Source organism: Dyella sp. BiH032, from assembly GCF_031954525.1.
Lineage (GTDB): Bacteria > Pseudomonadota > Gammaproteobacteria > Xanthomonadales > Rhodanobacteraceae > Dyella_D.
Genome location: NZ_CP134867.1, coordinates 326,412 through 340,212, shown reverse-complemented (window position 1 = coordinate 340,212; position 13,801 = coordinate 326,412). Strand labels below are relative to the sequence as shown.

Annotated in this window: 9 protein-coding genes; 2 read left to right on the top strand and 7 right to left on the bottom strand. The window is 66.7% G+C overall.

The features are described 5' to 3' along the window. The first annotated feature begins 76 nt into the window (after positions 1-76). Positions 77-3,616 carry an efflux RND transporter permease subunit gene (locus RKE25_RS01420; protein ID WP_311840488.1) on the top strand — a complete coding sequence of 1,180 codons (3,540 nt, stop codon included), beginning with the start codon at positions 77-79 and terminating at the stop codon, positions 3,614-3,616. A 7-nt stretch (positions 3,617-3,623) separates the two neighbouring features. Here the strand turns inward: RKE25_RS01420 and RKE25_RS01415 are convergent, their stop codons facing one another. The 5 genes from RKE25_RS01415 to RKE25_RS01395 form a co-directional block, all read right to left on the bottom strand. Then, positions 3,624-4,067, bottom strand: coding sequence for a DUF3617 family protein (locus RKE25_RS01415; protein WP_311840487.1), 444 nt, complete (start codon positions 4,065-4,067; stop codon positions 3,624-3,626). 99 nt (positions 4,068-4,166) lie between these two features. Then, on the bottom strand, positions 4,167-6,215 hold the full coding sequence (locus RKE25_RS01410) for an alkaline phosphatase family protein (protein WP_311840486.1): 2,049 nt from the start codon (positions 6,213-6,215) through the stop codon (positions 4,167-4,169). Between the two features lie 206 nt (positions 6,216-6,421). Further along, on the bottom strand, positions 6,422-8,062 hold the full coding sequence (locus RKE25_RS01405; RefSeq protein ID WP_311840485.1) for a multicopper oxidase domain-containing protein: 1,641 nt from the start codon (positions 8,060-8,062) through the stop codon (positions 6,422-6,424). Positions 8,063-8,145: 83 nt separating this feature from the next. Further along, entirely contained in the window at positions 8,146-9,585 is a 1,440-nt protein-coding gene (locus RKE25_RS01400; protein WP_311840484.1) for an MATE family efflux transporter, read from the bottom strand. A gap of 36 nt (positions 9,586-9,621) precedes the next feature. Then, positions 9,622-10,206, bottom strand: a complete 585-nt coding sequence (locus RKE25_RS01395) for a DUF2239 family protein (RefSeq protein WP_311840483.1) — start codon at positions 10,204-10,206, stop codon at positions 9,622-9,624. 209 nt (positions 10,207-10,415) lie between these two features. Here RKE25_RS01395 and RKE25_RS01390 point away from each other — a divergent pair, with 209 nt between their 5' ends. Then, the gene (locus RKE25_RS01390; protein WP_311840482.1) at positions 10,416-10,943 is read left to right on the top strand and encodes a lipid A 3-O-deacylase; all 528 of its coding nucleotides are present in this window, start codon (positions 10,416-10,418) and stop codon (positions 10,941-10,943) included. Positions 10,944-11,007: 64 nt separating this feature from the next. Here the strand turns inward: RKE25_RS01390 and RKE25_RS01385 are convergent, their stop codons facing one another. Together RKE25_RS01385 and RKE25_RS01380 are read right to left on the bottom strand one after the other, a co-directional pair. Then, entirely contained in the window at positions 11,008-12,537 is a 1,530-nt protein-coding gene (locus RKE25_RS01385; RefSeq protein WP_311840481.1) for a DHA2 family efflux MFS transporter permease subunit, read from the bottom strand. Between the two features lie 69 nt (positions 12,538-12,606). After that, positions 12,607-13,794 (bottom strand): HlyD family efflux transporter periplasmic adaptor subunit, encoded by a 1,188-nt coding sequence (locus RKE25_RS01380; RefSeq protein WP_311840480.1) that lies wholly within the window; start codon positions 13,792-13,794, stop codon positions 12,607-12,609. Between the last annotated feature and the right edge of the window lie 7 nt (positions 13,795-13,801).

Here is a 13,801-nt window from a genome sequence, read left to right as displayed (position 1 = left end):
GCGCCGGTTTCCCCCAGCGCGCGCCGCGATGCCCTGCAGGCGGACGCGCGTTACGAATTTTCGGTACGGAAGCCAAGTGAATATCTTTGCGCCGCTGATTCGCCGCCCTGTCGGTACGTCGCTGCTCGGGCTGGGCCTGCTGCTCGCGGGCCTGTTCGCCTATCGCCTGCTCGGCGTCGCGGCGCTGCCGTCCCTCGAGTTCCCCGGCGTGTTCGTGGTGGCCTCCATGCCCGGCGCCAGCGCACAGACCATGGCCAACACCGTGCTGGCTCCGCTGGAGCGGCACCTGGGGCGGATCCCGGGGGTCGAGGAGATGTACGGCAATGCCAGCGAAGGCTCGGCAACGGTGCAGGTTCGCTTCAACTTTGGGCGTACCGCCGACAAAGCCGCGCGAGACGTGCAGGCGGCGATCAATGCAGCCCAGGTCGATCTGCCCTCGGGCATGCCTTCACCACCCCAATACTTCAAGTTCGACACATCGCAGATTCCGATCCTGCTGGTCTCGCTGACCTCCACCAGCCTGCCGTCGGACAAGCTCTACGACCTCACCGACACGCTGCTCAAGCCGGCCGTCGCGCAGATTCCCGGGGTAGCGCAGGTGCAGGTCTTCGGCGGCACGCCCCATGCGGTGCGCGTGGAGCTGGATACCAATGCGCTGGCGGCGAAGAAGCTCAGCGCGGACGACGTCAGCAACGCGCTGATCGCCGCGAACGTGACCGCGCCGCAAGGCATCCTGAGCGACGGGCGCACCCAGACCACGCTGATCGCCAACGACTCGCTGCACTCGCCGGAGGAATTCGGCCAGCTGCTGATCTCGGTGAAGAACGGCACGCCCGTGCGCCTGTCCGACGTGGCGAGGGTCACCAGCGGCCAGCAGGACATCTATCAGGCGGCCTGGTTCAACGATCAGAACACGGTGGCGATGCAGATCAGCAAGCGCGCCGAAGCCAATGCCGTGGCCACGGTGGAGGAAATCCGCAAGCGCCTGCCCGAGTTCCGCCAGTGGATGCCGGCGGACGTACAGATCACGCCGATCTTCGACCTCACCCAGACCACCAAATCGGCGCTGCACGAGGTACAGGTAGCGCTGCTGATCAGTATCGTGATGGTGGTGCTGGTGATGCTGGTATTCCTGCGCCAGCTGCGGCCGACCCTGATCGCGACGCTGAGCGTGCCGCTCTCGCTGGCCGGCGCCTTCGTGGCCATGTGGGCCCTCGGCTACACCCTCAATACCTTGTCGCTGGTCGCGCTGGTGCTATGCATCGGCTTCGTGGTCGACGACGCCATCGTGGTGATCGAGAACATCGTTCGCCACATGGAGCACGGCGAGGCGCCGCTTCCCGCGGCGCTGATCGGCGTGCGCGAGATCGGTTTCACGGTGATTTCCATCACGCTGTCGCTGGTAGCGGTGTTCGCGCCCCTGCTGTTCGGCAACAACATGATCATCGCGCTCCTGCGCGAGTTCTCGGTGACGCTGGCGGTGGCGGTGATCATTTCCGCCCTGGTTTCGCTCACCCTGACCCCGGCGCTGTGCGGCTATTTCCTCAAGCGGCACGACGAGGAAGGCGCACGTCCGCCCGGGCGCCTGGAGCGTGCGCTGGAACGGTTCGACCGGCGAATCCACCACGTCTACGAGCGCGCGCTGGACTTCGCGATGCGCCATCGCCGCCTGATGCGCTGGCAGCCGGCCATCCTCCTGCTCTGCACCTTCCTGCTCGGCGCTGCCGTGGTGGCCACCGCGGGCGGCAACTTCATGCCCGAGGAAGACATCGGCATGATCCAGGGCGACATCCGGGCCGACGCGAACATCTCGCCCACGCTGATGGCGGAGCGCGCGAAGAAGGCCGCCGAGATCATGCGGAAGGACCCGGCGGTGCTGGACGTGCTGACCACGCTGGGTGCCAACGACGGCACCGGTGGCGTCGGCAACGCCGGCAGCATGTTCGTGGACCTCAAGCCCCGCGGCGATGGGCCGAACGACCGGCACGAGAGCGCCAAGAAGGTCATGGAACGACTTTCCAAGCAGTACGACGTGCTGCCCGACGTGAAGGTCTCCCTGAGTCTGGTGCAGTTCCTTGGCGGCGGCAGCGGCGACGGCGGCGGCAAGTACGAGTTCCAGCTGATCGGCACCAACGGTGAAGACCTGCAGCCCTGGACCCTGAAGATGGTGCGTTACATGCGCACGCTGAAGGACCTTCGCGATGTGACCAGCAACTTCGACCTCACCGGCAAGCAGCAGTTGCTGAAAGTCGACCGGGAAGCGGCGGGCCGCCTGCACCTGGGCCTGGGCACCATCGATTCGGCCCTTTACAACTCGTTCGGCCAGCGCCAGGTCTCGGTGATTTACTCGGACATCAACCAGTACTGGGTGGTGCTGACCTCGGCGGCGGCTGAATCGCTGAGTCCGGAAGCGCTGCTCAATATCCGCGTGCGCAACACGCAGGGCGTGATGATTCCGCTGTCGGCAGTGGCGCACATCGCACCCAACGTGGCGCCGCTGCGCATCCGCCACCACAACCAGCTGGAAGCGTCCACTATCCGCTACAACCTGGCAGACAAGGTGCAGCAGGATCGCGGCATCGCCCTGGTCAACCAGGCGGCGATCGCGGTGGGCTTGCCAGCCGGCGTGCGCGTGGAGTTCGCCGGCGAGAACCAGCGCCTGCAACAGGCCAAGTCGAACGGCATGGTGCTGCTGCTCGCCTCGGTACTCGCCATGTACATCGTGCTCGGCATTCTGTACGAGAGCCTAGGCCATCCGCTGACCATTCTTTCCACGCTGCCCGCGGCGGGCGCCGGTGCGTTCCTGGCCATGCTGGTGACGCAGATGCAGCTGACCCTGATGGCGATCATCGCCATCCTGATGCTGATCGGCATCGTGAAGAAGAACGCCATCCTGATGGTCGACTTTGCCCTGGTCGCGCAACGGGAACGTGGCTTGGCACCGCCCGCGGCAATCCGCGAGGCAGCCCTGGTGCGTTTCCGCCCGATCACCATGACCACGCTGGTGGCGATGGGTGCGGCGCTGCCATTGGCGATCGGCTTCGGCGTGGGCTCGGAGATGCGCCAGCCGCTGGGCGTGGCGATCGTCGGCGGTCTGCTGGTATCGCAGCTGCTCACGCTGCTGAGCACGCCGGCGATCTATCTGTGGAACCACGATCGCCTGGCCCGCCATGCGAAGGGACTCATGCCCGGACGCCTGCAATGGACGGCTGGTGTCAGCATCGCCGCGGCGTGCGCCCTGCTGCTCCTGTCGCTGGCCCTGCCGATCGTGCATGTGGTCAAACCCGATGCGCTGGCGAAGATGGGCATCCCGCTCGCCGCGCCGGTCGGGCTGCTGGTCGTCGGCCTGTTGCTCGGCTGGGCGGCCCTTGCCACCTTGCGGAAGAAACGACGCGCGCGCTTCGTGCTTTTCGCACTGCTGGCGCTACCGCTGGGTCCGCTGGCGCTCATGCAGCTGGGCATGCTTCTCACCGGCAAAGGCGGCTTGATGTCCCTGCTCCTGCCCGCGTTCCCGCTGTGCTACGCGGGCTGGGCGGTCTTCAGCCGGCGGACGCGCCACTACTTCGCGCAGCGCGAAGCCGGAACGTCCGCGACCACTACGCTGCTCAATACCTGACGCTCACTCAATCGTTGGGGCTGGTGCAGGCAGCGTAACGGCGGCCTTCCACCTGGAGCGACGGTCTGCCGCCATCCACGACGAGCGCGCCTTCGTAGTGCTCCGGTGAATCGAAAGCGATCCTGCCGTGCAGGACGCCGGGCGCAGCGCAGCGCAGATCCCAGGTCAGCGAGGTACGGCTGCGGTGCGCGTCGGCGCGCTCGCATGAGGAGCTGCCCGGCGGCGACAACGTCGCAAACGACTGCCAGGGATCGGCGTCTTCGTCCACGCAATGCCACGCGACCGTTTCGCGACCGGCCGGGCCGATGGTACGCGTGACGACCTTCCACAGGCCCGGCATGGCCTGGAAATCCCCGGCATCGGCGTGGACATGCGGGGCGATGAAGGACGACAGCAGGAGGGTGACGCATAAGGCGCGGCCCAGCCGCGCCAGGAAATGAGCGAATGGCATCGGTTCGTCCGTCAGGTCGGCACTCAGCCGGCGCCGCCTCCCTGCGACGCCGGCACGGCGGTCCCGTGCCCCATGGCACGGGACGGGTGGGCTCGGGCCTCAGTCCTGCAGGGCGTCGGCGTCCTCATCCTCGTCATGGCGCGCCACAAAGCTGCCGAAGTCGAACATGTCCATCATGTTGCCGAGCGCAGGCGCGTTGACGGGTACGTAAGGATCGCCGGGGCGCGTACGCGGGTTGGGCAGGTTGTCGCGTCCGCGCGGCGAGATGGTTTCATGCAGGCGCCAGTTGGCCTCGACGAATTTGTCGAAGGAGACGTGGTCGTAGTACGTGTGCACCACGCGGCCGCCGGTGGAGAAGCGCGAGATCACCAGCATCGGGATGCGCGTGCCGTCGCCGAAGAAGTCGATCGGCTGGATGTAGCCCGAATCCCAGTAGCCGCCGCCCTCATCGAAGGTCACGACGATCGCCGTGTCCTTCCACACCTCGGGGTTGGCCTTCGCCATGTCCACGATCTTCTTCACGTAGCCTTCGAAGAGACCCAGCTTCGAGGAAGCCGGATGGCCATCCAGGAGCGCGTCCGGTTTGGCGATGGCCACCGCAGGCAGCGTATTGTTCTGGATGTCGCGGTAGAGGTCGTTGATGTCCTGGTTGTTGGCGCGCAGCTTGGGGTCGGTCATCACCTGGGTGGAGTAGAGGAAAGGGTCGCAGATGTTGCAGAACGTGCCGGCTTCGCCGTTCTCCTTGCCGTCGCCCCAGCCTTCGCCGTAGTACTTCCAGCTCACGTGATGGCGGCTGAGCAACAGGGCGAGGTTCTCCTGCCGCGTCGGCGGGATGGTGAACTGGTCGGCCCCGAGCGGCGCGGGCGTGCCGTCGCCGAGGTAGCCGGGGTTGTAGTTGTTCACCAGGTAATAGGCGCCGTGCTGGCAATCGCCACCGCGGAACGTGCGGTACGGCAGGCTGCGCAGATAGTCCTTCACCGAGGCCACGCCGGGCTGGCTTTCATCCGCGCAGTTCACATAGGAGCCGCCGCCGTAGCCGTCCTGGGTGTACCAGTTGTCGGTGCCTGGCATCGGGTCGGGGTTCTCGATCTGATTGGCCGGCGGCGCGACCGGGCGACCCTGTGCGTCGGCGTAATAGATGAGGCTGCCGTAGCCGAGCATGATGTGGTTGGCGCCGGTGCCGCCCATCACCGACTGGTGGAAGTTGTCGCTGAGCGTGTAGTCGCGCGCCAGTTCCGCAAAGTACGGCGCGTCGCCCTTGGCCATGTTGAGGAACTGCATGGCGGTCGAGCCTTCGCCGGTAGTCTGCTCGTCGAAGTTGACGGGCTTGGCCTTGCCGTTGCTGCCTGCGCCTACGCTGGTCTCCACCCAGGGGAACAGGTCGTTGCGGCAACCGCTCGGATTCGCCGGCGTGGCGGCGGCCGTGGAGCAGTCCAGCTGCTGCCACATCTGGAAGAAACGATGCACCGGGCTGTTGGCGTAGTCGTCGTAGCTCAGAGACGCGCTCATATCGACCGGCGCGTTGGGCAACTGCGTGGGGAAGCGCGTGTCGACCACGTGTTGCGGCAGGCCCGTGCCGCCGTTGGCGAGCTGGCCGTAGGCATCGTCGGGCAGGCCAGGCTCGACCGCCTGGGCTTGCGAAGCCGACGCGAAGTACGGCTGTGTGGGCGCACCGCCGGTGTTCATCGCCGGCAGCATCGCGTAGGGCTCGGTGCGTGTCGGCGCGAGAGCAAATTTGCCGGTGTCCGTGGCGCGCCATTGCTTGGCGAGCGCGGCATGGGGGCCCGGCGTGCCATCGGCATTCACGATGCCTTCCGACAACAGGTTGCGGATGCTCTGCCCCTTGGGCGGCGTATACGTGGCGTACACGTGGTCGAACGTGCGGTTCTCGCCGATCAGCAGGATCACGTGCTTGATGGGCGTGCGCGTGCGGCCGCTGCGGTCGTCCGGATCCGAAGGGCGGTGCAGCGTGACGATGCCGCCCGGAACGCCGGGCCGCGGACTGGTGCCGACGCCTGGAACGCCGTGGCGGAATGTGGCGTCCTGGTCGGGCGCTGTGGTCTGCGCGCCCGCGGCGCCGGCCAACAGAGTGGCGAGCGCGGCGGACACCAACGGCAAGTGGCGCATACGGCCGTGAAGCATGGGCATGACTTGGACTCCTGCAGCTTGCATGACTGCAATCGCGTGGTCCCCCTGATGCAGTCGGCGCGAGCGCATTGCGTCGCATCGACCGGCGCGGAGCATGGCCCTCGCCGATGACGGTGCGTTGGCAGCAAAACGACAGCGAAGGCCGTGCAGATGACACCCGCAAGACAACGCAAGTCCTTGCGTCAACGCAGAAAAATGCGTGTTTTTCAGGCGCGCGGCAACAGCTTGAAAGGCCGCATCATTTCGTTGTCTTCATGCTCGAGCAGATGGCAATGCCACACGTATTTGCCGGGCTCGCCCTCGAAACGCATGATGATGCGAGTGACCATGTCGGGGTCCGCGCGCACGGTGTCCTTCCAGCCGGCCTCGTGCGGAGGCGGCGGCTGACCGGGGCCGGTGTACTTGAGTTCCTTGCGCTCGTTCCAGGCGAACAGGTCGAAGGGGCGGCGCTCGATGATCTGGAAGCGCACCAGATGAAGGTGGATGGGATGCGCGTCGCCGGTGAGGTTGACCAGGCTCCAGATCTCGGTGCTGTCCTGCATCGGATCCTCGGTGATCGGATCGGACCAGTGATGGCCGCCCAGCGTCATCATCATGGCATTGCCGTTGGCATCGTCCATTTCACCGACGGTGAGAATGCGTTCGCGCACGGCATTCGCCAGATCGATGCGCGGCACTTTGCGCAGCGTCGAGGGAATGGGTGGCGCCCCGGCATCGCGGCGTCCGCCATTGCGCACGCGGAACTGCAGGATGGGCTCGCCCGGCTGGCGCAGTTCGACCGACTGGCCGTCCAATCCCGCGAAATCCACCAGCACATCGGCGCGCTCGGCCGGATACAGCTCCACGCGCATGCGTTCGAGCGGCGCGGAGAGCAGGCCCTGGTCGCTGCCGATCTGCAGGAAGGGCCGCCGGCTGGAGAGGCTCAGCTCGAAGTGGCGCGCGTTCGCGGCATTGATCAGGCGCAGGCGATAGCGGCGCGGCTCGACCTCCACGTACGGGTAGAGCTTGCCGTTGCACAGCGTGGCATTGCCGTAGGCCTCCGATACCCACGGTGCGGCGGGATCGTCCGAGACGGGGTAATAGAGCTGGCCGTCGCGCGCGATCAGGCGATCGCACAGGATCAGCGGCAGCTCCAGCGCGCCCGCGGGCAGGCCGAGCGACCGTTCTTCCGGATCGCGCAACAGATAGGCCCCGAGCAATCCCGCATAGATATTCAGGCGAGTGATGCCCATGGCGTGGTCGTGATACCAGAGCGTCGCCGCGTCCTGCGCATTGGGATAGTGGCAAAGCAGCGAGCGACCGGGCGGGTAGGCGTCCTCCGGCCAACCGTCGCTGTCCGCGGGAACGCGCGCGCCATGCACATGGGTGATGGTGCGGACTTCCGGCTGATGCTTCTCCGCCCCGTGGATCGTATGGTCGACCGGCAGCAAGTGACGGGACGGCAAGGCATTGGCCCATTCCACCAGGAAGGGCTCGCCGCGCATGGCTTCCAGCGTGGGACCGGGGAACGAACCCTGGTAACCCCAGAGCGTCGTCGGCGGCAGGTCGCGGTGCAGGCGCGTGGCGAAGGCGCGCATGTCCATGCGATAGCAGGGCAACTGACGGCCGGGATAAGCCGGGTGCGTACGGTGCGTGTCCGCGCGTGCCACCGGCGGAATCGGCAGCGCATCGACGAAGCGCGCCAGCGTGGCCGGATTCACTAGCGGCTTGGAAGGTTCGGCGAGCTGCGGCGCCATGCGCCCTTCCGGCATCGACATGGCCGGCGATGCGCGTGGCGCGTCGCCCAGCAGCGGATAGGCGAGCAGGCTGCCCGCACCGAGCAGGAAACGGCGTCGCGAGGACTTCATGCGCGCCGGCGGCTGCGTGGAATGAGACCCGTCATCCGCCGCACGTTAGGCACGCGGCATGACAGCCGCGTGGCAGCCGGCGCTTACTCGGCCAGTTCCGCGGCTGCCTGCGGCACCTGGGCGGGCTTGGGCGCGGGCGTGCCGGCGGGTTCGGCGAGCATGTGCGCGCGATGCCAGCCGCCCCAGCGGTAATAGCCCAGCGCCATCAGCATCGACGCCAGCGAGCCGAGCGGGAAGCTCCACCAGATGGCGTCGGCGCCGAGGCGCGGCATCAGCGCGAAAGCGAATGGCGGACGGATCAGCCACATGGAAATGAACAGCACGATCAGCGGCGGCCATACCGCGCCGGTGGAACGCACCACGCCGAACAGCACGAAGGTGACGCCGAAGAACAGGAACGACCACACCGCGATCATGTTCAGATGCTGCGCCAGGGCCAGCGCCTCGCCGTCGCCGGGCAGGAACAGGTGCAGGGCGCCGCGGTTGAACAGGTAGATCAACCCGATCAGCGAACCGCCGAGCAGGAAGTTGTATGCCACGCCCACCCGTGCGATGCGGTGCACGCGGTCCCACAGGCGTGCGCCCACGTTCTGCGCCGCCATGGACGAGACCGCCGCGCCGATCGCCATGGCCGGCATCTGCACGTAGGTCCATAGCTGAGTGGCGGCGCCGTACGCGGCCGTGGTCTGCGAACCGAAGCCATTGACCAGGCGCATCATCAGCATGGCCGAGGACGAGATAACGATCATCTGCAGGCCCATCGGCAGGCCCTTGAAGATCAGCGCGCGCAGGATCGCCGGGTCCGGCCGGAGGTAAGCCAGTTCGTCGCCGGTCAGGCGCAGGAAGTGCTTGCGGCGATACAGGGTGGCCAGCAGCGCGACCAGCGCCACGCTCTGCGAGATCAGCGTGGCAAAGCCGGAACCGGCCGTGCCCATGGCCGGCACCGGGCCCCACCCGAACATGAAGAGCGGGTTGAGCGCGATGTCCAGCAGCACCGACATGCCCATGAAGACGAAGGGTGTGCGTGCGTCGCCCGCGCCGCGCAGCGTCATCATCAGGAAGTTGTAGAAGTACATCGACGGCATGGCGATGAAGACCATGCGCAGGTAGGGCACGGCGAAGGGCATCGCGTCCGCCGGCGTGCCCAGCTGCTCCAGCATCCACGCGGTGTTGAAGAAGCCGAGCACGGACACCAGCGTCGACAGCGCCACGAAGAAGCTCACGCCGGTGCCGACCACGCGCTTGGCTTCCACCATGTTGCGCGCGCCCAGGCTCTGCCCGACCAGGATGGTGCTGGCCATGCTCACCCCGAACACGGCGGTGAGCAGCAGGAACACGATGAGGCTGGCGTTGCTGATCGCGCTCAGCGCGGACTCGCCCAGGAAATGACCGATCCACATCGCATTGACGGACGCGTTGAGCGACTGCAGCACCGTGCTGCCCAGGATGGGCAGCGCGAACAGCAGCAGGGTGCGGGCGATGGGCCCTTCGGTGAGCGATGGCTGGCGTGCGGGTGGCGACATGGAGGCCCGGAGCGTGGAGTGGAGACGATCGCGTGGTCAGGCGACGACGCTGGCGTCGTCCCACGCGACCGCCGCGAGGCGGCGCGCATGATCGCGCACATCGGCCGGCCATGCCTCGATCAGGTGATCGAAATGGTCCCGTTCGCCGCGCCAATAGGCGCGCGAGGCCTCTTCGTAGTGCGGCAGGTCGCCGGCCATGGCCTGCATGAAGCGGTCCAGCGCTTCGCCGGAGCGGCGTGCGCGGTCGGCGCCGCCACGGCGGGCTTCTTCCACGAGGCGGCGCAGCGTCGCGGACGCGCCGCCGGGTTGCGCTGCGAGCCATTCCCAATGGCGCGGCAGCAAGGTAACTTCGCGTGCCACCACGCCGAGGCGTGGCCGGCCGGGGCCGCGCGGCGCCGCTTCGGGCGCGGCGAGGCCGAGGCGGGACAGGACGTCTTCCGGGGTACCGCGGAAATCGATCTCGACGGGCAGGCTGGTCTGGTCGTCGAATACGAGCACGGGACCCTTGGCGCCGGCATCGATCGCGTGCTTGGTGGCGAGCGCCACGTCGCGTAGCGAACCCGAGGCGATCAGGCGATGGCCATCAAAGGCGGTGCAGCTCTGGCTCTGACTGGGGTGCATGACGTTTGATCCGGAGAAAATGTGGGGGTGGGGTGGGAGAAGGTTTTATCCGGGTTGCAGAATGGATTCAATAACCATCCGGGTAAATCATTGGTGCACTTTTGGAAACAGTGAGTCGAACGAAGGTAGGATTTACGAGTTCACCCTGGATCGACGACACTTATTGAACCATATAGTTCATAAAAGAACTGTCCCCCAAAAGGCACCCCATGCGTTCCCAGAAACTTTGTCTTGGCGTCCTGGCGCTGGCCCTGGCCGGCGCAACTTCCGCCGCCACCGCGGCAACCCGTCTCGAAGTCCAGGGCGGCCGCAGCTATACCGACTCCCATGGCACTAACGCCGCCTTCGTCGAAGCCGTGTTCGACGAGCATCCCATCGGCAGCTCCCGCTTTACCTGGGCGCCGGATGTATCTGCCGGCTGGATCGACGGCCGGTCCCTGAAGCGCTACAGCGGCAACCGCTACGACACCGGCGACGATGTGTGGCTGGTCGCTGGCGGCGCGCGCTTCCGCTACGGCACCGACAGCGACTGGTACCACGGCTTCTTCTACAGCCTGCAAGGCGCCGTGCAGAAAGGCCGCACGATGGCGCTGAGCAGCGTGGGTGAGTTCGTCAATACGGTGGGCTGGCAAGGCAAGTACCTCAGCTTCCAGGTCCGGCACATTTCCAACGGCGGCACGCACGGCCCCAATCGCGGCGAGACCATGGCCCTGGTCGGCGTGGGCTTCGAGTTCTGAAACGCGCGACAGCGCCGAATGTGGCAACGGCCCCGCAAGGGGCCGTTGTCGTTTTGCGTCCCGCTCAATGCCCGCCGCCCGCCGCCGGACCGGCCTTGGCGGTAAATGGCGGACGAGTCATCCAGACCACCACGACAAGGCTGACGAAGATCCAGCCCAACACGTGGAACACCTCGTTGAACGAGATCTGGTAGCCCTGCTGCGTGATCATCTGGTTCACCACCGCCGCCGCGGCCTGCGGATCGCCGCCGCCCAGCGTGCTCAACGCCTGGGTCGCGGTCGGGTCGTAGGGCGTGATGCGCTCGGTCAGGTGCGCGTGGTGCACGATTGCGCGGTGGTCCCACATGAAGGTGGTCAGCGAGGCCGAGAAGCTGGCGCCCAGCGTACGCAGGAACGTCGCCAGGCCGCCGCCCGCCGCGATCTCGTGCGGCTGCAGATCCGACAGCAGGATGGTGGTCACCGGCATGAAGAACAGCGCCACGCCCAGGCCCTGCAGCAGCTGCACGCCGGCGATGTGCATGAAGTCGATGTCCAGGAAGAATTCCGAGCGCAGGAAGCTCGTCCCGCCCATCACCAGGAACGACAGCGATGCGATCAGGCGCAGGTCGAACTTGGTCGAGTACTTGCCCACCACGAAGGTCAGCAGCACCGGCAGGATGCCCAGCGGCGCGCTCGCGAAACCTGCCCAGGTGGAGGTGTAGCCGAGGTTGCGCTGCATCCACTGCGGCACCAGCAGGCCGATCGCGAAGAACGCCGCGTAAGCCAGCACCAGCGAGAGCGTGCCCATGCGGAAATTGCGGTGGCGGAACAGGCGCAGGTCGACGATCGGCTCCTTGTCGGTGAGCTCCCAGATCAGGAACACCGCAAGGCCCAGCACCGCGATGATGCTGGTGGCCACGATGAAGGCGGAGTTGAACCAGTCTTCGTCGTTGCCCTTGTCCAGCACGATCTGCAGGGCGCCCACGCCGACGATCAGCGTGATGAGCCCGACATAGTCCATCTTCGGACGCGAGGTGACGTCCTTGCGCTCCTTCATCTGCGCGCCGATGACCATGCTGGCGAACACGCCGATCGGCACGTTGATGAAGAAGATCCACGGCCACGAGTAGTTGTCCGTGATCCAGCCGCCCAGGATCGGGCCGGCGATCGGCGCCACCACGGTCACCATGGCCAGCAGCGCGAGCGCCATGCCGCGCTTGGCGGGTGGATAGATGGAGATAAGCAGCGCCTGCGTGACCGGATACATCGGGCCGGCCACCGCGCCCTGGATGGCGCGGAACAGGATCAGCATGCCCATGCTCTGCGAGATGCCGCACAGGAACGAGGCGAGCGAGAACAGCAGGGTGGACCAGATGAACATCTTCACCTCGCCGAAGCGGCGGGTGAGAAAGCCGGTAAGCGGCAACGAGATGGCCATGCTCACCGCGAACGAGGTGATGACCCAGGTGCTCTGGTTCACGCTCACGCCGAGGTTGCCGGCGATGGTCGGCAGCGACACGTTGGCGATGGTGGTGTCCAGCACCTGCATGAAAGTCGCCAACGAGAGGCCGACCGTGGTCAGCGCCATGTTGGGGGGACGGAATTGAGTATTCATGGTGTGCGCGCCGGCAGAGTGGGGAAAGGAGGCGGCGAGCCCGGAGGCCCGCCGCTTGCGGCTTCCCGCTTACTTCTGGCCGGCCATGTTGGCGTGGATGATCTGGCTGATGGCACTGTCCGCCGCGGCCAATTGTTTGGCGTAGACGTCGGTATTGAAGGCCGGCTGGCTTGGGGCCTGCCTGGCCAGCATCGGGCCGCTCTGGTCGTGCAGGCTCACCTCCACGTCGGTGGACAGGCCGATGCGCAGCGGGTGTTCGTCGAGCTGCTTGAGGTCGTCGAAGAACACGCGAACGGGTACGCGCTGCACGATCTTGATCCAGTTGCCGGTGGCGTTCTGCGCCGGCAGCAGCGAGAAAGCGCTGCCCGTGCCCACGCCCAGGCTCTGCACGTGGCCCTTGTAGGTCACTTTGCCGCCATAGACGTCGGCGCGGATCTCCACCGGCTGCCCGATGCGCATGTGGGTGAGCTGCGTTTCCTTGAAGTTCGCGTCGATCCACACCTGGTGCAGCGGCACCACGGCCATCAGCGGTGCGCCGGTGGCGACGCGCTGGCCCAGCTGCACCGAGCGCTTGGCGACGTAGCCGTCGACCGGCGCGACGATCGTGGTGCGCAAGTTGTCCAGGTACGCGGCGCGCAGCTTGGCGGCGGCGGCCTGCACGTCCGGGTGCGAGGCGACCACGGTGTCGTCGACCAGCACCTTGCTGGTCTCGTACTGCTGCTGCGAGGCGATCAACGCGCTCTCGGCCGCGGTCAGGGTGTCCTGTGCGTGCGAAAGCTCTTCGGCGGAGATCGCACCGGACTTGGCGAGATCGCGGCGGCGGTTGTAGTCCGCACGCGCCTTGTCCACCGCGACCTTGCGCGCGGCGACGTCGGCCTGTGCGCCCGATACATTGCTGTACAGGCCGCGCACGCGACGGACGGTGCCGGCCAGGCTGGCCTTGGCTTCGGCCAGGGCCACTTCGGTGTTGCTCGGGTCGAGCTTCACCAGTACGTCGCCGGCGTGCACCAGGTCGCCATCGTCGGCGCCGATGGTGACCACGGTGCCCGGCACCTGCGGGGTGATCTGCACCACGTTGCCGTTGACGTAGGCGTCGTCGGTGCCTTCGTACCAGCGGCCGTCGAGGAAGTACCACGCGGTCCAGCCGGCGGCGGCGAGGATCACCACCACGCCGAGCAGTCGGAGCATGAAGCCGCGGCGATTCTTCGGCGGCTGGGGAGCGGCGCTGTCGGCCGCGAGCGGGGTTTGGCTAGACATGGCGAAA

Bases quoted from the DNA above. Each gene is read 5' to 3' on its own strand.
- RKE25_RS01415 (WP_311840487.1), bottom strand. From the start codon at position 4,067: ATGCCATTCGCTCATTTCCTGGCGCGGCTGGGCCGCGCCTTATGCGTC.
- RKE25_RS01410 (WP_311840486.1), bottom strand. From the start codon at position 6,215: ATGCCCATGCTTCACGGCCGTATGCGCCACTTGCCGTTGGTGTCCGCC.
- RKE25_RS01405 (WP_311840485.1), bottom strand. From the start codon at position 8,062: ATGAAGTCCTCGCGACGCCGTTTCCTGCTCGGTGCGGGCAGCCTGCTC.
- RKE25_RS01400 (WP_311840484.1), bottom strand. From the start codon at position 9,585: ATGTCGCCACCCGCACGCCAGCCATCGCTCACCGAAGGGCCCATCGCC.
- RKE25_RS01395 (WP_311840483.1), bottom strand. From the start codon at position 10,206: ATGCACCCCAGTCAGAGCCAGAGCTGCACCGCCTTTGATGGCCATCGC.
- RKE25_RS01390 (WP_311840482.1), top strand. From the start codon at position 10,416: ATGCGTTCCCAGAAACTTTGTCTTGGCGTCCTGGCGCTGGCCCTGGCC.
- RKE25_RS01385 (WP_311840481.1), bottom strand. From the start codon at position 12,537: ATGAATACTCAATTCCGTCCCCCCAACATGGCGCTGACCACGGTCGGC.
- RKE25_RS01380 (WP_311840480.1), bottom strand. From the start codon at position 13,794: ATGTCTAGCCAAACCCCGCTCGCGGCCGACAGCGCCGCTCCCCAGCCG.